The sequence below is a fragment of the Kaistella sp. PBT33-4 genome (assembly GCF_029194425.1).
Lineage (GTDB): Bacteria > Bacteroidota > Bacteroidia > Flavobacteriales > Weeksellaceae > Marnyiella.
In genome coordinates this window covers 1-18,878 of the sequence record NZ_JARFYL010000006.1, presented here as the reverse complement: position 1 = coordinate 18,878, position 18,878 = coordinate 1, and the positions used below count along the sequence as shown (strand labels likewise).

The 18,878-nt window shown below is 46.0% G+C and carries 19 protein-coding genes and 1 tRNA gene; 2 read left to right on the top strand and 18 right to left on the bottom strand.

Translation table 11 applies throughout. From position 1 onward, the window contains the following. Positions 1-53: 53 nt before the first annotated feature. From uraH to P0M11_RS12150, 5 genes are all read right to left on the bottom strand, one after another. Entirely contained in the window at positions 54-443 is a 390-nt protein-coding gene (gene uraH / locus P0M11_RS12170; RefSeq protein ID WP_275625996.1) for a hydroxyisourate hydrolase, read from the bottom strand. 25 nt (positions 444-468) lie between these two features. Continuing rightward, the gene (locus tag P0M11_RS12165; protein WP_275625922.1) at positions 469-990 is read right to left on the bottom strand and encodes a heme-binding protein; all 522 of its coding nucleotides are present in this window, start codon (positions 988-990) and stop codon (positions 469-471) included. A 65-nt stretch (positions 991-1,055) separates the two neighbouring features. Continuing rightward, positions 1,056-1,625: a Crp/Fnr family transcriptional regulator gene (locus P0M11_RS12160; protein ID WP_275625921.1), complete on the bottom strand. Its 570-nt coding sequence runs from the start codon at positions 1,623-1,625 to the stop codon at positions 1,056-1,058. Positions 1,626-1,698: 73 nt separating this feature from the next. After that, positions 1,699-4,011, bottom strand: a complete 2,313-nt coding sequence (locus P0M11_RS12155) for a DUF2357 domain-containing protein (protein ID WP_275625920.1) — start codon at positions 4,009-4,011, stop codon at positions 1,699-1,701. A gap of 3 nt (positions 4,012-4,014) precedes the next feature. Continuing rightward, entirely contained in the window at positions 4,015-5,856 is a 1,842-nt protein-coding gene (locus P0M11_RS12150) for a DUF3578 domain-containing protein (protein WP_275625995.1), read from the bottom strand. Positions 5,857-6,058: 202 nt separating this feature from the next. On the opposite strand from P0M11_RS12150, the gene P0M11_RS12145 reads away from it, so the two are divergent. Then, positions 6,059-6,829 carry a glycosyltransferase gene (locus P0M11_RS12145; protein WP_275625919.1) on the top strand — a complete coding sequence of 257 codons (771 nt, stop codon included), beginning with the start codon at positions 6,059-6,061 and terminating at the stop codon, positions 6,827-6,829. A 27-nt stretch (positions 6,830-6,856) separates the two neighbouring features. Here P0M11_RS12145 and P0M11_RS12140 read toward each other — a convergent pair whose 3' ends face one another. The 13 genes from P0M11_RS12140 to P0M11_RS12080 form a co-directional block, all read right to left on the bottom strand. Continuing rightward, entirely contained in the window at positions 6,857-7,597 is a 741-nt protein-coding gene (locus P0M11_RS12140) for a DUF4184 family protein (protein WP_275625918.1), read from the bottom strand. A 74-nt stretch (positions 7,598-7,671) separates the two neighbouring features. Beyond that, positions 7,672-7,899 (bottom strand): helix-turn-helix transcriptional regulator, encoded by a 228-nt coding sequence (locus P0M11_RS12135; RefSeq protein WP_275625917.1) that lies wholly within the window; start codon positions 7,897-7,899, stop codon positions 7,672-7,674. Positions 7,900-7,902: 3 nt separating this feature from the next. Continuing rightward, a complete protein-coding gene (locus tag P0M11_RS12130) occupies positions 7,903-8,439 on the bottom strand; it encodes a DUF2975 domain-containing protein (RefSeq protein ID WP_275625916.1) in 537 nt (178 codons plus the stop codon). 187 nt (positions 8,440-8,626) lie between these two features. Further along, positions 8,627-8,827: a hypothetical protein gene (locus tag P0M11_RS12125; protein ID WP_275625915.1), complete on the bottom strand. Its 201-nt coding sequence runs from the start codon at positions 8,825-8,827 to the stop codon at positions 8,627-8,629. A gap of 36 nt (positions 8,828-8,863) precedes the next feature. Next, positions 8,864-9,226 (bottom strand): response regulator, encoded by a 363-nt coding sequence (locus P0M11_RS12120; RefSeq protein WP_158064351.1) that lies wholly within the window; start codon positions 9,224-9,226, stop codon positions 8,864-8,866. A gap of 12 nt (positions 9,227-9,238) precedes the next feature. Continuing rightward, positions 9,239-9,805 carry a chemotaxis protein CheB gene (locus P0M11_RS12115; protein ID WP_275625914.1) on the bottom strand — a complete coding sequence of 189 codons (567 nt, stop codon included), beginning with the start codon at positions 9,803-9,805 and terminating at the stop codon, positions 9,239-9,241. Next, a complete protein-coding gene (locus P0M11_RS12110) occupies positions 9,792-10,625 on the bottom strand; it encodes a protein-glutamate O-methyltransferase CheR (protein ID WP_275625913.1) in 834 nt (277 codons plus the stop codon). Before P0M11_RS12110 ends, P0M11_RS12115 begins: the two co-directional genes overlap by 14 nt. Continuing rightward, entirely contained in the window at positions 10,626-11,000 is a 375-nt protein-coding gene (locus P0M11_RS12105; RefSeq protein WP_158064348.1) for a response regulator, read from the bottom strand. Between the two features lie 9 nt (positions 11,001-11,009). Continuing rightward, positions 11,010-14,588 (bottom strand): response regulator, encoded by a 3,579-nt coding sequence (locus tag P0M11_RS12100; protein ID WP_275625912.1) that lies wholly within the window; start codon positions 14,586-14,588, stop codon positions 11,010-11,012. After that, positions 14,578-15,723: a hybrid sensor histidine kinase/response regulator gene (locus P0M11_RS12095; protein WP_275625911.1), complete on the bottom strand. Its 1,146-nt coding sequence runs from the start codon at positions 15,721-15,723 to the stop codon at positions 14,578-14,580. The genes P0M11_RS12100 and P0M11_RS12095 overlap by 11 nt, the downstream gene beginning before the upstream one ends. 151 nt (positions 15,724-15,874) lie before the next feature. Then, entirely contained in the window at positions 15,875-16,762 is an 888-nt protein-coding gene (gene prmC / locus P0M11_RS12090; RefSeq protein ID WP_275625910.1) for a peptide chain release factor N(5)-glutamine methyltransferase, read from the bottom strand. Beyond that, the gene (gene yaaA, locus P0M11_RS12085; protein WP_275625909.1) at positions 16,762-17,520 is read right to left on the bottom strand and encodes a peroxide stress protein YaaA; all 759 of its coding nucleotides are present in this window, start codon (positions 17,518-17,520) and stop codon (positions 16,762-16,764) included. The genes prmC and yaaA overlap by 1 nt, the downstream gene beginning before the upstream one ends. A gap of 21 nt (positions 17,521-17,541) precedes the next feature. Beyond that, positions 17,542-18,153 carry an L-threonylcarbamoyladenylate synthase gene (locus tag P0M11_RS12080; RefSeq protein ID WP_158064343.1) on the bottom strand — a complete coding sequence of 204 codons (612 nt, stop codon included), beginning with the start codon at positions 18,151-18,153 and terminating at the stop codon, positions 17,542-17,544. An 87-nt stretch (positions 18,154-18,240) separates the two neighbouring features. Between P0M11_RS12080 and P0M11_RS12075 the strand changes: the two genes are divergently transcribed. After that, positions 18,241-18,313 (top strand) — tRNA-Met (locus P0M11_RS12075). The last annotated feature ends 565 nt before the right edge of the window (positions 18,314-18,878 follow it).

Genomic DNA, 18,878 nt, shown 5'->3' with positions numbered 1-18,878 from the left:
TTAATGATGTTACGCTGAGGGTGCCAATTTGATACCATCCTACTTTGCCGCCTCTAATTTCCTCTGTAAGTGGAGTAGCCATAGGCCGAGAGCGTAATTGGAACATGATAGTGCTGCCCGTCGCGGATCTGGAAAACCACCTCAATAAATGGGTAAAAGCTTTCTGTATTGTTCTTTTTGAAGTAATCGCTAACCAGATAAGTCAGTTTAAAGATGCCGTTGGATGTATTTCCCGGCAGGAAATCGGTAATCCGGCCGTTGGCATCGGTGGTCTTTTCATCCACAAAAGTCCAGGAGCCGGCCACCTGCTTTTCCAGGCGGATCTTTACGTCGCTGGCGGGCGTTCCGCGCGACACATCCAGGATATGACTCGATAACTGGTGGCTGTGCGTCTGGCCGAAAGCAATAACCGACAGGACTGCAAAGACAGCAGTAAAAAACATTTTTTTCATATTGATTATTTTCAGATTATTTGGATGTTAAGATTCCTTTCTCCGGAATAGCGGCCGCACGGGCGATCGCGTCGTCATTTTCGGGGCTGCCGCCACCTGCCACACCTAGGCTGCCTATTACATTACCGCGGTACCAAATGGGTACACCGCCACTCAGGAGCAGGAGCTCGGGCAGGGTGTTCAGGTTATGGGTATCGGCGTTGGCTGCGGCGTTCCTCAGGAGCGTACGCGTATTTGTTTTGGTGGATACCGCCGTGTAGGCCTTGCGCCGGGCGGCCTCAGTATTGTGAATACCCACACCGTCGCCGCGCATAAGCAGGATAACGTTGCCGGACCCGTCCAGCACCGCTAGGGAGACTTGCTTATCCAGTTGCGCGGCCTTTTCAGTACTGTTCTTTGCAAGTTCCAGCGCAGCCTCCAAAGTCAGATGATCCGCCGGCTTTACCAAAGTGGCAAGCGGTTTCGGGGTATACTCCGGGCTTGTTTGTGCCAAAACCAGTGTGGACAGCAGCATCAGGAAGGGTAGGTACATTTTCATACTTAAATTTCAGCAAAGGTAATTTGCCGTGACGAAGAAAATGTTGCTCCAGGTCAACGTTTTCCTTAAAGCCTGGATTTAATCCGGCTGAGCGTAGAGGGTGAAAGTCCCAGATAGGTTGCCGCCATTTTGTTGGAGAGGCGCTGCAGCAGCAACGGCTGGTGACGGATCACCCATTTTACCTTTTCTTCGGCGTCAAAGCTCTGGAAACCGTAGATTCTTTTCTGTGCGTTTATAAATCCCAGTTCCAGGATTTCAGTATAAATAGCTGCAAATGCGGGTTCGGTAGCCACCAAGCGGTAAAAATCCTCGCGGCTAATGCGCAGCAGAACCGAGGGCTCAATACTCTGCAGGTATTCATCCGCAGGCAGCTGGTCTATAAAGCTGGGCAGCGCGGTAATGAAACTGCCTTCGAAGGCGAAGTAACGCGAACTCTCATTCCCCTCCTGATCTGTGGTAAAGATGCGCATAGAGCCCGAATTAATAAAATAATAATGCCGGCACACTTGGTTCCGGTCCAGCAAAATCTCGCGCCGACCTGCCTTCACCGCACTGAAGCACGCACAAATACGCTGCAGCGCGTCATCATCCGTTGGTTGTCGCGTGAGGATAAAGTCTTTCAATAATTCATACATGAAGGGCAGGAGTTGGGGGCATTGGCAAAGGTCAATTTCCGGACCATTGAGGTGCTGATGGGAATACGTTTTACTATTTGGTTTTCGCCCTCATCAGTTCAGTAAGTGATACAGTAAACGGAAGGCCTGCCTTAGAGTAGGGGTTTTGCTCTTCACGTTGAATCCTTTGGTAAGCCTCCAACCGTTTGAAATCCCAGCGTACATTTTTAAATTCGTTATCTGTTACAGGTTCGATCTGAATTACCAGATAATTGTCCTGAGATGGTGTAGGATAGCCTTTTCTGATTAAGTCGTCTTTTGAAAATACTTTAAGACCTTTGCTTACAATCCTCCATAAATTACTGGAGTCAGTATCGCCTGAAGTGTGAAGTAATAAGTATTTTGAACTAACTGTTTCTTTGTCGAGTACAAGTGAACCTGTACCTGATCCCATTCTAAAATTGTAAAGTCCGGTTCGTCTAATCCAGTTGTATTGTTCCTCTGAGTTGTAATAACCCACCAGAACGAAGGTGTCGTCAGGAATTAAGTTTCTATTGGTATTGTATGGTTCCGGCATAGCTTCCTTGATCATATCGTCGGATGCAGGCGGATTTTTGTAAATGTCAAATGTTCTGAAAGCAATTTTTTCCCGTTGCGAAGCACGGTTTATAAAGTGTTCAATTATTTCAAGAATAAATGCTTTCAATTCTCCGATTCCGCTGTCTGTTTTTGATGGTTTTACAGGAAAAGCTCCCAATCCCGGAATAATTTCGTGAAAACCTTTCTGGTTAATGGATTTGTCGCCGGGGTATAAAACATACGCACCTCCTGTTCTTCTGATCGCATCTTTGTATGCGTGCATCTTCAGAAGGTCTGCATTTTTATATATACCTTTTTTGTTTTCTACTTTTTCTTCGTCATGGTTTTTTTCGGTGGTCTGTTCCAGGAAATCTGCTAGGTTGGCAACTTTGTATTTTGCATCAAAATGAACATGAACGATAAGTTCCTGCTTCTCTGCTTCAGCTTCTGAAATGCCGAAAGGCCAGAACGATAGGGTATAATCAGGGCGTAATGTGGTTGTCCAGCTTCCTGAATCGGGATAGGTTTTCCTTCCACCGAAAGAACGGTTGTAATTAAAGCGAATATTCAGTTTTCTGCTGCCGGAATCATAAACTCCCCGCAGTGCTGTGTATTTGCCTTGCCTAATCTGAAGATTTAATCCGTCAGGCGTTTCTTTGATTAATTCTGAAATGTCTTTGGGTTCAATGTCGAAAATGGATTGAAATAAGTCGAGCAGTTTAAAGAAAAGCCAGTATTCATAAAGGGTGGCAATGTCTTTTTTTCCTCCGCTATAAATATCATCACCGCCTTTCCAAATAAGTTTAGCGGCAAGGTCAAACATAAGCCAAACACGGAGAACTTCCCGGTAACCTTCTTTTCGCTGCAACACCGGACTGTTTAGCTTTAATGTTGTTGGTCTTAAAATGTCTTTGAAAAGAGTATGATGCAATTGTCCTTCAAGTTCACGAATCAGTAATTCTGACTCGTTTTCCATTTTTTTGTGTCCGAACTCTTGGGCTTTGTTGTTTATATCTGTGCAGAATTTCAGGAAGTTTTCAAGCGCATGTTTAATAAAACGATTTTCAGGCGTATCAACGGAATCTGTTTTTCTGATGGTTGTAATTCGTTCCGGCAAGGTACCAATCCCATAGCTTCTCAAATAATGCGTCTCGGGTAATTTAGTTCGTCTGCCGCCTTTCAGTATTTCCTTAATATTGGCATTTGAAAATCGCCTGGCGTTGCGAATGTCCTTTTCTTCAGTGGTCTCTGTCCATTTTGTTACTGGTGCAGTCACAATCCGGTGGACAGCTTCGGCAAACTCGTCAGTTCCAATTACTGACTTAATGAATGCAAATTTCTGATACAGCGTCTGGCTGTCTTTGGTATAATCAATTTCAAAATGTTGCGAAACGGGTGAATTTGCCTGCAACAAAAGGTCCGTGCATTTTTCGGTAATCAGTTCCAACATATCGCGGTAATCGTCACGATAACCGGATTTTATCGACTGCACCTCTAATTCGACTTTGCAGTGTTCCTGAAAGGATTCTTTTTCCAGTAAAGGAATTGCAAGCGTTCCAACAAAAATATTAGGAGCAATTGTTCCCAGATTTTTGGTTCGCCTGTGCTGTTGTATTATGTTTTCGCCAACATCACCCAAAACAAAATCAGGATCGCTTATTTGAAAATCATACAAGCATCCTTCAACCAATTGAAACCGGGCTTCATTATGCTCACTTGCGTTTTCTTCCGCATCAAACAATGAGTCAGTCCTGCGGGCATCTATCCAAAGCCGCAAACCTTCCTTAACGGAATCAAGGTTTATTTCTATGTTTGATACTGATTTCATCTTTTACGCTTCGGCAAAACTTGCAAATCCGTTATCGATGGCTCCGCGGTACATGCGGGAAATTTTTTCGAGTGAAAGCGAATAAAGCACATTTGTACCATTGAAATCAAAGTCGACATTTTCAAAAACATCTTTAATGATTTTGATGTCACCGGTTATACAGAACGAACCCAACGTTTCCAATACCGGACACAACTTTCTGCGTGAACCGTGCAGTTTGGGAAGCAGTTTCTGCATGATGGCAATGTCAATCTTTTGATGCGCTGTAAGCGTATAGTCCAAAACAGTAAGCTGATGAATCAGGCGAAGGATTTCAATTGCAGTGCGGTAACCAAATTCTGCTCCCGTTTTCTTAAGTTCCCCAAAGAACTGAAGCAGAGCCTCATTGATTTCGGTAATACCAGCAGTTGCAAATTCTTTACTGGCAGCCAGTTCCAGAAAACTTTTAGCCATTCCGGCTCCGTTGCCTGTTAAGGTGCCCATATTAATGTCTTTGATATTACCTAGGAAGTTTTTCATTTCATCCTGTGTAACTCTGAACTCAATGGTGTTGGCTCTGTCGAGTACCTTGGGGCTGAACATGTTGGTGGTTTCGTCAATGTTTACGGTACCTATAATGAACAGATTGGAGGGCAGCTTCAGTCTGGCAGGAATTCCGTTTTGTACGGTTCCTTCAGCATATAGCGGAATTTCTTCCTTCGATTCCATGACACTCAGAAAGTCTGCGAAATACCGTTCTACATGGCTCAGGTTCATTTCGTCCAGAATCAGGAAATGCGGCAAGTCGGGCTGATTATTGGCCTGAATAATTAAATCAAGCACACCACTGTCAGGCTTCACATATTCTTCAGGCTTCAGGGCATTGGGATATCCCAGCAAAGGCTCACGGTTGGTCCAATCGGCACCCACGGGAATAATTCGGTATTGGCTCTCATCCTGACAAATCCACTGCACAAAGGCCTGTGCCAGTTTGGTTTTCCCTGAACCGGAAAGACCGGTGAGGATGACGAAGGGTTTTGTGAGGAGGGAGGCAACGAATCGTTGAGTTAAGGTTTCGGAAAATTTTAGATTTACATTTATTAAATCCTTCTTCAAAATTAGCAAATCAAAATTATTTGGCTTAGGATCCCGAAGTGAAGTGTCGTCCAGTTCTAATGATTTGTAAAATTCTAAAAGCGAAATCAAATCCTCATCAATCGTCCTTTGATCAGGCATATTGTTAGCGTCGTACACTTTGTAAATATAAGATCTACCATATCTAAAAGGCTTGCCTAAATTATTTTGTCCAAAGTATTCCTCGATGGTTTGATGTTGTTTTATGGGCCAATGGAATTTTGAGTCATTAGTTTCACTAATTCCATACGCTAAAATTAATATCCCCTCTTTTTTGTAGTACAGATAAACCGGGTAAATTCCGTTGCTAGTGGTAACCTCTTTTCTCAAAAAAGAGATCCAAGGTATTTTCGCAGGAGCACCTTTGCCGAAACTAACGTTAGCAGATAGATCTAAAAACGACTTTTGATATTGTGATGTTTTTTGGTCAGCTGTCCGGGCTTGTTGTAGAAATTTTATAAGCTCATTATAATAAGACTGGATCTTTCTAATTATTTCAAAACCATGGTCTTTGAGGATTCTAAAAGGGACATCAACTTTTTTGTCAAAATCATCTAGAAATATTTCTTTTCCATTTTTCAATTGATTCGCAATTGACAGCACGAGTATAGGAGGATACGTTTTACCTTCGAAAAAAAGATCATAAGTTGAGGAACTTCTTTTATTTCTAAGTGCGGGATTTTCATCTATTATATTAATAGCTTCAAGTAGATCATTTCTGCTAAATTCCATCATTTGAACGTCAGTGTATTTTATTAGCGAATTCCAAATATATTATTAAAATTAGCGATATCAGCACTCTTTAAATAATTTATTGTGTCTTAAAAATTTCTATGAATACAATGTTGGAGTTACAAAATGAACTACAAGCTTTGAACAAATTATTTAGGTTCAATCTTTGCTGAAACTCTGCCACCCATCCAAAATCTACCACATGATTCCCAAAAAAATACATTACTGCTGGTTTGGCGGACAGCCTAAGCATGACCTGGCCGAACACTGCATTGCTTCATGGAAGCGTATTCATCCTGATTTTGAGATTACAGAATGGAATGACAGCAACTCGCCGCTTGACGATAACCCGTATGTGCGCGAGGCGTATGCCCAGGGAAAATGGGCTTTTACCTCAGATTATGTGCGGTCTAAAGTGATGTATGAACACGGCGGCATCTATATGGATACCGATATGGAACTTAAACTGCCGCTGGATGAGTTCCTGAATGAAAAAGCCGTCTGCGGTTTCGAGGTGAAAGGTGTGCCATACTCCGCTTTCTGGATGGCCGAGCCGAAACATCAGCTCTCCAAGGATTTTATGGACTGGTACACCCGGCAGGAAGGTTTTTTTGAACGCATCAATACCGATATCTTCTCAGAAATGCTTGAAAAGGAATACGGTGCCAACCGCGACAGTGACACCATTCAGGAGCTTAAACACGGCGTGAAACTGTATCCGTCGGTGTATTTCTCGCAGGACCTGCCCCGGAATTATGTGAGTCACCATTTCAACGGTTCCTGGTTTGGCGGCGATGCTGAGAACACGCATAAAAAGATGGTCAACGTTTACGGTCTTCTGGAACGTCTGGTGAATTATCCTGATGCGGCTAAAGCGGTAAGGAGCATCATTGACGAACATAAGATCATCGACATCAGTAAAGTGCTGGATTTAATTCCGAAAGAAAAGATCAGGGATTATCTGAACCGTTAAATTCTGTGTTAAGTAATGAAAGCTTCGTTAATTAGAAGCAGACTGTTTTGCTGTTCGGGTGAATATGGGGGTTATCGTTAGTGAAATCAGAACGGCAGCAATCGCGCTCACAATCATATTTCCGTAGAGTTGATAATTGAGGCCACTGAAGATCCGCGCTGCAATGATAATACAGGTTAAAATAATTACGGTCAGCCAGTAATTTAGGTTTATTTTACGTTTGACCGGCACGACAGGTTTAATACTAAAAACCGTCACAGCAATCGCGATGGCACCGATTAAGGTACTCAGGTGCTGTAATATTTTCAGTATCGGAACTTCTTTTCCTAAAAGGTTAATCGTACTTAGTAACGCCGGAATTGCCTGGACAAAGTAGCCGCTGTCATGGGTAAAACCATCCCATAGAAGATGCGATGCCGCACCAATCAACACCGACAGAGCCACCACAGACCAATTGGCTTTAAAATAACGGTTCCAGATAAAGCCATTGAACCTCGCAAATCTTGTATGCAGCCCTTCGGGCAGGTTGGCAAAAAGCTCCCGGCGTATAAGGTTGTGGAAAATAAAAGCCAGTAAAATCCCCAGCGGTAAATCGAACCAGAATAACCCGGCTGCGGTATGGCTGTAATTACTTTGCAGTCTCATGCGGATAAAATATTCAAAGTCAGGTGTTACACTGCCCGCCACAAGTCCTGTGAGAGAAAACCATTTTCGGCGGCAAAGAATGAAAGGCAGCACAACGGCGGGATGAGAAAATGTAAACGGCATTAGTTAAAGGTTACATTAGTTGGCTTTGGATAATGGGATTGGGTAAATGTACGTCGATAAATTCGCAACTGAAATTAGGGTCTAATTAATTTATTCTCCTCACTCACAAACTCCAGTAAATCCCCCGGCTGGCAGTCCAGCGCTTTACAAATGGCCTCCAAAGTTGAAAAACGAACGGCTTTGGCCTTGCCGGTTTTCAGGATGGAGAGGTTGGAAAGGGTGAGGTCTACTTTTTCGGAGAGCTCATTCAGCGACATCTTGCGTTTGGCCATCATGACGTCCAGGTTTACAATGATCGGCATGGCTTAAACGGTTAAGTCGTGTTCGTCCTGAAGTTCAACGCCTCTTTTGAAGATAGCCGCAATGATGTAAATGACCGCGGCCATCAGCACAAATGCCTGACTGTCGTTCCAGTACAGATCAAGGACGGAAGTATTGAAACCACCGCGCTCTACCTGTTTTGCAAACTGTCTGCCCATAAAACTTAAGAGCCCGATGCACAAAGTAAAGTAACTGATCCTGGCAATCTGCCTGGCCACCGTCTGTGTGAAGGGATGATCCAGTTTCAGCGTCCAGGTCAGTTTGATAACCTCATAGAAAAGGACGGCTTTCAGCACCGCAATGACCAGGATAAAACTGTAAAGTCCGTAGAAGGAAGTGCTGTCTCGGCTGAAGACTCCGGTGAGATCCAGTTTGTTGTAGAGCCTGGGCAGCATATCCGGACTGAAGATGCTGAATACGAAATTAACAATAAGCCCGCCAGCTTCTATGCTGAGACCTACAAAGATAATCCAGGCGAATACCTGAAGTATAATAAACAGGGTGTAATCGGTTTTTGACATGACTTAGGCTTTTAAGTTTAGTCAAAATTAATAAATATTTATTGAAAAATAATAAATAAAATGCTTTTAACAATAAATACGTTGTTTTACGTAGTGCTGTAATCGGCCAGGTACTGAGCTCCTCCTGGCAGCTGATAAAAAAAAGCAGTCTGAAAACAGACTGCTTGTATTAAGAAGTGACCGCAACCTACGCGCGGCGTAATTTCCTTAACAGAAACCCCGCCGAAAACCATATCACCGAAATCATGAGGTAAATGATCGCCAGCATTCCCGCGAATTCTGCAAATCTCACACCCATATCCTGCTCCTTAGCATCACCATCCATAAGGTAGGCAATGGTGGTAAACAGAAATGCTGCGCAAAATAATTTTAAGAAAGTGTTTTTCATCTTGAATTTTGGTCAGTTTGAATGCCCGGTCTGCAATTATGCTTCTGCGTATTTCAGTACCTTCTCTTCAAACAGTTCAATGTCGAAAGGCTTGGCAATATAATCATCGGCGCCTGCCAGCGCGGCCAGTTCGCTGATATTGCTGTTGGCCGAGAAATAGATGACCGGAATGTGGCTGAGTTCTGAATTTGCTTTAATGCGTTTTGTAGCTTCTATGCCGCTGATGTCGGGAAGCCAGTTGTCCATAAAGATCAGGTCGGGCATAAATTCCAGTACCTGCTCTTCCACCTCATTGGTTGTGGGCGAAGTCTTCACCTCGAAGCCCAGATCCTCCAGGATCTCCATGCAAAGCTCCAGGATCTCCACATTGTCATCAAAAATAAATACTTTTTTATCCATATATATTGTCTGTCAGTTTTTTAATGAGTTGATGTAAGCAGGCATAAGGTCCGGCGTGAGTACTGCATTTGTGGCAACCTGTTCCAGGGCATGCGCCGGCATATAACTTACCACAGCGGTATGTGGTTCCTGAACCAAAACCTTACCGCCTTTTTTGGCAATGGTTTTTAATCCGGCTGTGCCGTCGCTGTTGGCTCCCGACAGCAATAATCCGGCCAACTTTTTGCCGAACACATCCGCAGCACTTTCAAAACTGACATCAAGCGAGGGTCGCGAAAAATTCACTTTTTCTGAGGCGTCCAGTGAGAAGGTGCGGTTGCGCTCAAAAAGCAGGTGGTAATTGGGCGGAGCAATATAGATGGTGCCGGGTTTCATCTTTTCCTTTTCGTCCACTTCCTTTACATGAAGCAGGGTTCTGGCAGCCAGCAGACTGGTCAGGATACTGTCTTTACCGGGCATGCGGTGCAGGACGATGATCAAGGGGAAGGGCAGTGCAGGATCCAGTTCCGGCAGTATTTTCAGCAATACTTCCAGGCTTCCGGCCGAGCCTCCTATGATCAGTGCTTCACATCTTTCCATTTTCGGAGATTTTGCGCCAGATTTTTTCGCCTTTCAGCCTTTCAAAGTTTTTGGCAGTAGGCGAGAAGTCCAGGGATTCCTTGGTGCCCAGAGCCAGGTAACCGAATTTCTCCAGGCTGTTGTCGAAAAGGCGGAACACCTTGTTCTGCAGTGGCCGGTCAAAGTAGATAATTACGTTGCGGCAAAGGATCAGCTGGAACTCGTTAAAAGAATTGTCCGTCACCAGGTTATGGCTGGAGAAAATGATTTTGGACCGGAGTTCGTCTTTAAGCTTGCCAAGGCTGTAATTCGCTGAGTAATAGTCGGAAAAGTTGTTACTTCCGCCCGCAGCGATATAGTTTTCCGTGTACAGCTGGATTTTGCTCATCGGGATCATGGCCTGGGAAGCGTTATCCAGAACGGCATTGTTGATGTCTGTGGCATAGATCAGCGATTTCTGGAGCAGGTTAAGTTCCTTCAGGAAAATCGCCACCGAATAGGCTTCTTCGCCGGTGCTGCAGCCGGCAATCCAAATGCGGATAAAGGGATAGGTGCCCAGGCGCGGCAGGATTTCGGTGCGAAGCGTCCTGTAAAAGTCTGGATCGCGGAACATCTCGGTCACATTAATGGTTACTTGCTCCAGAAAGCGCTTAAAGTAAACTGCGTCAGTGCGGATCTTATAGCGGTATTCGGCGAAGCTGACGAACCTGTCCAGTTCGTAAAGGCGGACAATCCGGCGCTTCAGTGAAGCGCGGGAATAGCCTGTGAAGTCGTAACCGTAGATTTCAAGAACATCGGAAAGGAGGATTTCCAGATATTCATCAGCATGTTCAGAAGTCACTTAGTTCAGTATTTCATTCAGTAACTGCAAAAGTTCGTCCACATTCACCGGTTTCGAAATATATCCGTCGGCACCGGCCTCCAGACACTTTTCGCGGTCGCCTGTCATGGCCTGCGCCGTAACGGCGATCACCGGGATGTCTTTCAGCTGGTCATCAGATTTCATCAGGCTTATGGCCTCATAACCATCCATCTCGGGCATCATCATGTCCATAAGTACCACACCGATATTGGGGTTGTGAACCATGAGTGACAGTCCTTCCTTTGCGCTGAGTGCCGACAGGCAGCCGTATTTTCTGGCCTTCAGTACCGCGCTGAGAGCAAAGATATTCTTGCTGTCATCGTCAATAATCAGGATTTCTTTATTTTCGTTCATCAGGAATGGTTAAATTTTGTCATACAGCCAGACACGCAGAAGCGATATCAGCTGGTCGATGTCTACAGGCTTTGAAATATAATCTGAGGCGCCTACAGCGATACATTTTTCGCGGTCGCCCATCATGGCTTTGGAAGTAACCGCCAGTACAGGCAGGTTTTTGTACTCGGGCGTGGCGCGGATCTCACGGATGCTCTCGTAACCGTCCATTTCCGGCATCATCATATCCATGAGTACCACATCGATATCCGGGTTGTTTTGCAGCGCTGTAAGCGCTTCCTTACCGTCCATGGCCGGGATGACCTTCATGCCGTGTACTTCCAGTGCTTTGGTCAGCGAGAAAATATTCCTCACATCATCATCTGCAATAAGAACGGTTTTGTCCTTCAGTATATTTCTGAGTTCACCGGAATTCTCAAAATTACTGCTTCCGTCCACTTTCTTTCTGTTCTTTTCCTCCACAAGGTGCAGGAAGAGTCCGGCTTCATCCAGGATGCGCTGATAGGAATAGGCGGTCTTTACAACTATGGAATCAGCGTATTTCTTGATCCGTGTTTCCTCGCCCTGCGACAGGTTCTTACCGGTAAATACGATGATGGGCAGTTGTTCCAGTCCTTCGCTCTGCTTGATGGTTTCAAGTGTTTCGTATGCATTATGGTGCGGCACCCCCATATCCAGGATCACGCAGTCGATCTCTCGGTTTTGAAGGGAATTTATGCTTTCCGTCACATTGGAAGCGATGTCTGTCGTGATATTATTGGCTGAAAGGAAATAGCTGAGTGCCTTGGCGTGCTGTTCATTTTCCTCCACGATCAGTACCTTGCGCGGACCCTTGTTCAGTGCATGTTCCAGTTTGCTGAAGATGTCCTGCATCTGTTCCAGCGCGAAAGGTTTGTTGATGAAATCCACCGCGCCGCGCAGCAGACTTTCCTGCCTGAATTTCATGGACGACATGATGTGCACCGGTATTGGTTTGGTTTCCGGATTGGCTTTAAGCGCCTCCATTACCTGCCAGCCGTCCATTACAGGCAACTGTATGTCCAGCAGGATGGCCAGGGGTTTGTAAAGCTGCGCCATTTCAAGGCCGGCATCTCCGCGGACCGCCGCGATGCCTTTGTAACCTTTACTGCGTGCATAATCAAGCAGGATCTTGGCGAATGGCGTATCATCTTCGATGATCAGTATAATCTTGTCACCCGCTTTGATGTCATCACGGTCATCTTCTATAGGCTGCGGAATATGGGAGGCGATGTATCTTTCCGGCTGTTCGGAATCGGTTTCTTCCGTTACCTCTTCCACTTTGTCTGTAATTTCAGTAGCCGCCAGTGTCGCTTTGGTAGCATCAACCGGCAGGATCAGTGTAAATTCACTTCCTTCACCTTCGGTGCTTTCGAGTGTGATTTCGCCACCCAAAAGACGGGCAAGTTCACGGCTGATGGAAAGTCCCAGACCGGTGCCGCCGTATTTACGCTGTGTAGAACCGTCGGCCTGCTGGAAGGCTTCAAAAACAAGCCTCATCTTGTCACGCGCAATCCCGATACCTGTGTCTTTGACCTTAAAACTGATCCTGTGTCCCGAAGCATCGCCCAGCACGCGAAGTGTGATGCTGCCTTCAGAGGTGAATTTGATGGCATTGGACAGGAGGTTCTTCAATATTTGCTCCAGACGCAGTTTGTCCGTATGCAGTGTTTCTGCGGCGCTTTCCGCTGTTTCGAAGATCAGCTCCAGATTTTTCTCCTTAGCCAGCGGCGAAAAGAGCATCTTCATATCATAGGTGATGTCGGCTAACGGTACTTCCTCTATTTCCAGCGTCATTTTGCCCGATTCTATCTTGGACAGATCCAGGATTTCGTCAATGAGGGTTAGCAGGCCCTGTCCGGAGCTTTGCATAACCTCCGCATACTCCACATACTGCCCGTCCAGGTCGTCACTTTCAGTCATCAGTTTTGAAAGCAGCAGGATGGAGTTCAGTGGTGTGCGCAGTTCATGCGACATATTGGCCAGGAATTCCGACTTATATTTTGTACTCTGTTCCAGCTCAATTGATTTTTGCTGAATGTCGATGTTACGCTGCTCGATAAGCAAGTTCTTCTCTTCCAGAAGTGCGGTCCTTTCTTCCAGTTCCTGATTGCTCTGCAGCAATTCCTCCTGCTGTACGCGCAGTTCCTCTTCCGAGGCCAGAAGTTTCTGGGACTGTGCTTCCAGTTCCGCGTTGATGTTTTCGAGTTCGGAATGCTGGGACTGGAGTTCCTCAGACTGTGCCTGTGTTTCCTCCAGCAGTTCCTGAAGTTTGATGCGGCTTTGAGCGCCGTAGAAAGCCAGACCTACGTTACCGGCCACGGCTTCCAGGAATTCCAGCTGTCGTGGGGTATAGGCCTGGGTACTGCCGAGTTCAAGTACGCCCAAAGGAATCTGATAACGTGTGATTGGCAGTGCGACAATATTGGTGGGTTTCGCGGCACCGCTTGCATAGCTTATGGTCAGCGCGTCATCTTCAATCTCTTTAACCATGATAAGTTTCGATGAACGGAAAGCTTCACCGGAGATTCCTTCGCCCATCTGTACCGTTCTGCGCAGGTCTGTCTGCGAAAGTGCGAAACTTCCGGCCAGGTGTAACTGGTTGTTATCATGCAGATAGATGGCTGCCACGCTGCTTTCTGTGAGATCTGTAAGCGTATCCAGGATGTCGGCGGCCAGCGTTTCCAGGCTTTTTTCGCCCATCATGCGGGTATTCAGTTTGGCTGCGGCACTGCTCAGCCACTCCTTTTCTTCCAGTGAATTAAAGGAATCCTGTAAGGAAGCGGCCATACTGTTCAGCGGGCCGGCCACATTGCCCAGGTTTTTCTGCGCATTTACGTCACTCAGGATGTCGTAGTCGCCGTTTGAGATCTGTGATGTCACCTTTTCAATGGCTTTCAGACGGTTCTCTGTTTCCTCGTTCTTTTCCTCTAGCTCCTGCGTAAGTCTGGATTTTTCCATGAAATCCTGATTCACCTTGCGGAAGAAAACAAGGGTGATGGTGATAGCAAGAATAGCTGAAAGAATGATAAGCAGAGGAGTATAGGAGGCAAACTTATTCATGTTATCCGTACGCGATGCCAGTACGTTTTTTTCCGCCGACTGCATAATGGATACCATAGTCCGGATTTCGTCCATATACTTCTTACCTTCCAGCAGCTGTTCGGGCGAAACCGGATTGTTACCGCGTTTGTAGTTAAGATTGCGGTCCAGGATTGCAATTCGTGTATCGATACTGTTGCGCAGCTTTTCCATATTCCGGGTCTGCCCGCCGGTTTTGGTTAGCTGTACCGATAAATCCGTAATCGCATCGTCTATTTTGGCTTTGGCACGGGTGTAGGGTTCCAGGAACCTTACATCACTGGACAGCAGGTATCCGCGCTGTCCCGTTTCTGCGTCTTTTACCAGGGAAAATATATGGTCCAGGTCCTTGATATTCTTATTGGTTGCGCGAACCATTGTGGAACTGTCTATCAGGTTCCTGATGCTGATAAAGGATGCAGCGGAACTTACAAGAAGTAGGAGGAGCGAAAAGCCCAACCCAAAAAGTAGATTTTTTTTAAAACTCATGCTGTAATTGATTGATTTTTTCCCCGGTTGGATGCAGGGGGATGTAATAGAAGAACTCTGACCCTTCGCCTAAAGTGCTTTTTACACCTATGGTTCCATGGTGGCGGTCAATGATTTCCTGACAGATATAAAGGCCGATACCCAGTCCCTGAAACCGCTCTGAAGTTTCTTCGATTCTGTAAAACTTATCGAAAATCTTTTCCTGATGCTCTTCGGACATGCCGATCCCGAAATCACGGACAGAAAAATAAATCCTGTCATCTTCCAGTTTACAATTTACATGTATTTCCTCGGTATCCGGTGCATATTTGATCGCGTTGGAAATGAAATTCACGATTACCTGTTCCAGGCGCATCTCATCACCGTAAATCTCACAGTTTACGCTGCCTTTTTTAAGGATCTTTATTTGCGGATTGGATTGCTGCATAATCTCGACAATATGATCCACCACCTCATTGAAGGCAAAATATCTTTTGTTGAATTTAAGCTTTCCGCTCTCGATTTTAGAGATATCCAGGAGGTCAGCAATCAGCAGATTCAGTTTTTCCACCTGGTTGTGTACTTTTTTGAGTTTCGTCCGGATGGATTCGATATCATGTTTATCCAGACTGCGTTCCAGCAACTGTATATAGCCTTTGATGCTGGTCATCGGGGTTTTAAGCTCATGACTGGCTATACTTATGAATTCGTCTTTCTTACGCTCAGCCTCCTTACGGAATTCAATTTCCTCGCGCAGGGCATCCTGCATTTGGTTCAGCGCACGGCTCTGTTCATAAATACGGTAAAAGGTTTTCACCTTCAGCAGCAGGATATTCATATCCACCGGTTTGCTGATGTAGTCCAGGCCACCGGAGGAATATCCTTTGGTAATAAGATTGACATTGGCGCTGGCGGCCGACAGAAATATAATGGCAGTCTCCCGCGCGCGGCTGTAACCCGATATGGCTTCAGCAACTTCGAAACCGTCCATACCCGGCATCTGAACATCCAGGATTATAAGTACATACGACTTCTTCAGAATTTTCTTTAATGCCTCCTCGCCGGATGATGCCGTGTCCACTTCAAAGTCATTTTTCTCGAGCACCCGCTTTAGGGAAATTATATTTTCAGGTGAATCATCTACGATTAGAATCATTATTCAGTACGCATTTAATGGTAATAAGTGACCAAAGATAATCTTTTTGGAATTAGCTGCCGGAATTTCGGGTGACTGTCTAACTGAAAACCATGAAACGAAAATGCAAGGAAGCCTGTCACAAAACAGGTAACCTTCGGAGCGGCTCTATTCATGAACGCACGCATATGAAACGGTCGTTGCCGGAGAGGTCTTTCAGCAGTTCCGCGCTGGGGAAATTATTATAGAGTGCAAGGGTTTCCGGACCAAGTTTCTGGTTGATTTCCAATAAAACCATGCCCTCTTCTGCAAGATGACACCTTGCATCGGCTGCGATCTTCCGGTAGAAAACCAGTGCATCGTCCACAGGTGAGAACAGGGCCATTTTAGGTTCGAACTCTTTTACCGAGTCCGCAATCTCATCTGCTTCATCCTTTCCGATATAAGGCGGATTGGAGATGATCAGGTCAAACTTACCATCGAGCGGCGAATTAAGGTAATCTGTATGAATAAAGTTGATTGAGGCATTGTGCAGTTCAGCGTTTTTTGCCGCGGTCTCCAGCGCGGCTTCTGAAAAATCGACAGCCCAGACCGTGGCTTCGGGAAAATGCTTTTTTAGGGTAATGGCAATGGCGCCGCTACCGGTTCCGATGTCAATGATCCGTAGGCGATTTCCTGACGCAACAACACCGTATGCTGACCCTTCGGCCCGTCTTTGGGTTAGAGTCCCAAGCTCCGTGATGGCCATCTCCACCAGTTCTTCGGTTTCAGGCCTTGGAATAAGTACAGAACTGTTCACCATGAATTCCAGGCCATAGAACAAAGCCTTATCCAAAACCTGTTGGTAAGGAATTCCGGACTTCAGCTGCTGCAGTGCCACCCTGAATTTCTGAGAAGTTTCGGCGGGAACAGCGTTTGGCAGGGCCAAACGCAGCTCAGAGCGGTTCAGTCCCAGCCATTCTTCACAGAAGATCTCAAAAAGAACCTCGGTTTCTGAGGCGGAATACTGCCGGGAAAGTTCCCGCTGAAATTCCGATTTAATATCTCCAAGCAAAGTCATCAGCGTGTAAAAACCAGTTTCGTAGCGGTCGACAGCGAATCATCCAAACGGTAACCTTCCATATTGAACGCTTTTACATCATTCAGCGTTTTGGCCCGGGTCTCGGCACAAAAGCGGACCATCATGCCGCGTGCATGTTTGGTGTAAACTACTATTGTTTTGAGTTTGCCGTCTTTCAGCTCAAAAAAATCAAAGTCAATAACGGGAGCCTTCAGTTTTTTGCGGTCCAGCGCCTTGAAGTATTCCGAACTGGCCAGATTCAGGATCAGGTCCTTAGACGTCAGTTCGCTGTTCAACTTGTCCGTCAGTTTTCCGCGCCAGAACTCATACAGGTTTTTATACTGTTCAAATTCGAACTTGCGGCCCATTTCCAGGCGGTACAGCATGATTTTATCCGATGGTTTCAAAAGTCCGTACAAGCCGGAGAGTATCCGGTAATTCTTTTGAAGGTATTTCAGTGAATCACTGTCCATTGTTCTTGCATCCAGGCCACGGTATACTTCGCCGGTAAAAGCGAAGATGGCCTGCGCAGATGCCTTTTTGGAAGGTTTGGAACTCCAGTTCTGGTTCCGTTCCCAGTTTTCATCGGCGAGTTTCTGCGAAATCTCCATAAGTTCCGACAGATATTTGGGAGATTTTTCCTTCAGATAAGAATGGATGTATGCGGCATCATCAATGAAAATAGGCACGGTAGGCTTCAGCGGACTGGCCGCCGGCTCCACGGTCATGAGTTTGGCAGGTGAGGTAATGATTTTCATGAATTCTTCTTGAGTGTTGAACTAAAGGTCACCTTTTCCCTGGCGGATGAGTTCCGGTTCGCCGCTGGTGAGATCCACAATTGTGGAGGCTATATTGTCGCCATAACCGCTGTCAATAACCAGGTCGACAAAGCTGTCGTATTTCTCGGCAATGAGTTCGGGGTCCGTGGAATATTCCAGGACTTCATCATCGTCCTTAATAGAGGTCGAGGCAATGGGATGCCCCAGTTTTTCCACAATCAGTTGCGGCACGGCATGGTCCGGCACTCGGATTCCCACGGTCCTGTTGCCTTTATAGGCTAACGGCAGGCTTTTATTGGCTTCCAGGATAAAAGTGAATGGCCCAGGGATTTTGCTTTTCAGGAAGCGGAAAACAGCCGTGTCTATTGGTTTTGTGAAGTTGGAAAGGTGGCTCAGGTCGTTACAGATAATGGAGAAACGAGCCTTCTCCAGCTTGATTTTCTTTAGCTGGGCAAGTTTTTCCATAGCGCGGATGTCAAAAATATTGCAACCAAGAGCATAAACTGTATCGGAAGGGTAGATGATGAGTCCGCCGTTTTTAAGAACGGTAACTACTTCATTAATTACATTTTCCTGAGGATTGTCGGGGTGTATTCGCAGAATTTTTGCCATACACAAAGTTAATGAATTAAGCCGACACTATAAATAATGTCCATTTATTTTGAAAGCCGGAAAAAAGTTGTACATTTGCAGTCATATCGCGGGGTAGAGCAGTAGGTAGCTCGTCGGGCTCATAACCCGGAGGTCGCACGTTCGAGTCGTGTCCCCGCTACTAAACAGAGAGAATCACAAAAGTGGTTCTCTTTTTTTGTAGTCAATGGAGGGCTCCTATTCGCCGCGGCGGACGCACGTTCGAGTCGTGTCCCCGCTACTAGACAGAGAGAATCACAAAAGTGGTTCTCTTTTTTTGTAGCATGTGGAGGGCTCCTATTCGCCGCGGCGAACGCACGTTCGAGTCGTGTCCCCGCTACTAGACAGAGAGAATCACAAAAGTGGTTCTCTTTTTTTGTAGCATGTGGAGGGCTCCTATTCGCCGCGGCGGACGCACGTTCGAGTCGTGTCCCCGCTACTAGACAGAGAGAATCACAAAAGTGGTTCTCTTTTTTTGTAGCATGTGGAGGGCTCCTATTCGCCGCGGCGAACGCACGTTCGAGTCGTGTCCCCGCTACTAGACAGAGAGAATCACAAAAGTGGTTCTCTTTTTTTGTAGCATGTGGAGGGCTCCTATTCGCCGCGGCGGACGCACGTTCGAGTCGTGTCCCCGCTACTAGACAGAGAGAATCACAAAAGTGGTTCTCTTTTTTTGTAGCATGTGGAGGGCTCCTATTCGCCGCGGC

What these genes read in the sequence shown, in the direction of transcription:
- prmC (WP_275625910.1), bottom strand. Translation starts at nt 16,762, where the DNA reads ATGACTTTGCTTGGAGATATTAAATCGGAATTTCAGCGGGAACTTTCC.
- P0M11_RS12140 (WP_275625918.1), bottom strand. Translation starts at nt 7,597, where the DNA reads ATGCCGTTTACATTTTCTCATCCCGCCGTTGTGCTGCCTTTCATTCTT.
- P0M11_RS12080 (WP_158064343.1), bottom strand. Translation starts at nt 18,153, where the DNA reads ATGGCAAAAATTCTGCGAATACACCCCGACAATCCTCAGGAAAATGTA.
- P0M11_RS12115 (WP_275625914.1), bottom strand. Translation starts at nt 9,805, where the DNA reads ATGGAAAGATGTGAAGCACTGATCATAGGAGGCTCGGCCGGAAGCCTG.
- P0M11_RS12145 (WP_275625919.1), top strand. Translation starts at nt 6,059, where the DNA reads ATGATTCCCAAAAAAATACATTACTGCTGGTTTGGCGGACAGCCTAAG.
- P0M11_RS12095 (WP_275625911.1), bottom strand. Translation starts at nt 15,723, where the DNA reads ATGATTCTAATCGTAGATGATTCACCTGAAAATATAATTTCCCTAAAG.
- P0M11_RS12135 (WP_275625917.1), bottom strand. Translation starts at nt 7,899, where the DNA reads ATGCCGATCATTGTAAACCTGGACGTCATGATGGCCAAACGCAAGATG.
- P0M11_RS12160 (WP_275625921.1), bottom strand. Translation starts at nt 1,625, where the DNA reads ATGTATGAATTATTGAAAGACTTTATCCTCACGCGACAACCAACGGAT.
- P0M11_RS12165 (WP_275625922.1), bottom strand. Translation starts at nt 990, where the DNA reads ATGAAAATGTACCTACCCTTCCTGATGCTGCTGTCCACACTGGTTTTG.
- uraH (WP_275625996.1), bottom strand. Translation starts at nt 443, where the DNA reads ATGTTTTTTACTGCTGTCTTTGCAGTCCTGTCGGTTATTGCTTTCGGC.
- P0M11_RS12100 (WP_275625912.1), bottom strand. Translation starts at nt 14,588, where the DNA reads ATGAGTTTTAAAAAAAATCTACTTTTTGGGTTGGGCTTTTCGCTCCTC.
- P0M11_RS12155 (WP_275625920.1), bottom strand. Translation starts at nt 4,011, where the DNA reads ATGAAATCAGTATCAAACATAGAAATAAACCTTGATTCCGTTAAGGAA.
- P0M11_RS12150 (WP_275625995.1), bottom strand. Translation starts at nt 5,856, where the DNA reads ATGGAATTTAGCAGAAATGATCTACTTGAAGCTATTAATATAATAGAT.
- P0M11_RS12125 (WP_275625915.1), bottom strand. Translation starts at nt 8,827, where the DNA reads ATGAAAAACACTTTCTTAAAATTATTTTGCGCAGCATTTCTGTTTACC.
- P0M11_RS12120 (WP_158064351.1), bottom strand. Translation starts at nt 9,226, where the DNA reads ATGGATAAAAAAGTATTTATTTTTGATGACAATGTGGAGATCCTGGAG.
- P0M11_RS12130 (WP_275625916.1), bottom strand. Translation starts at nt 8,439, where the DNA reads ATGTCAAAAACCGATTACACCCTGTTTATTATACTTCAGGTATTCGCC.
- P0M11_RS12105 (WP_158064348.1), bottom strand. Translation starts at nt 11,000, where the DNA reads ATGAACGAAAATAAAGAAATCCTGATTATTGACGATGACAGCAAGAAT.
- yaaA (WP_275625909.1), bottom strand. Translation starts at nt 17,520, where the DNA reads ATGAAAATCATTACCTCACCTGCCAAACTCATGACCGTGGAGCCGGCG.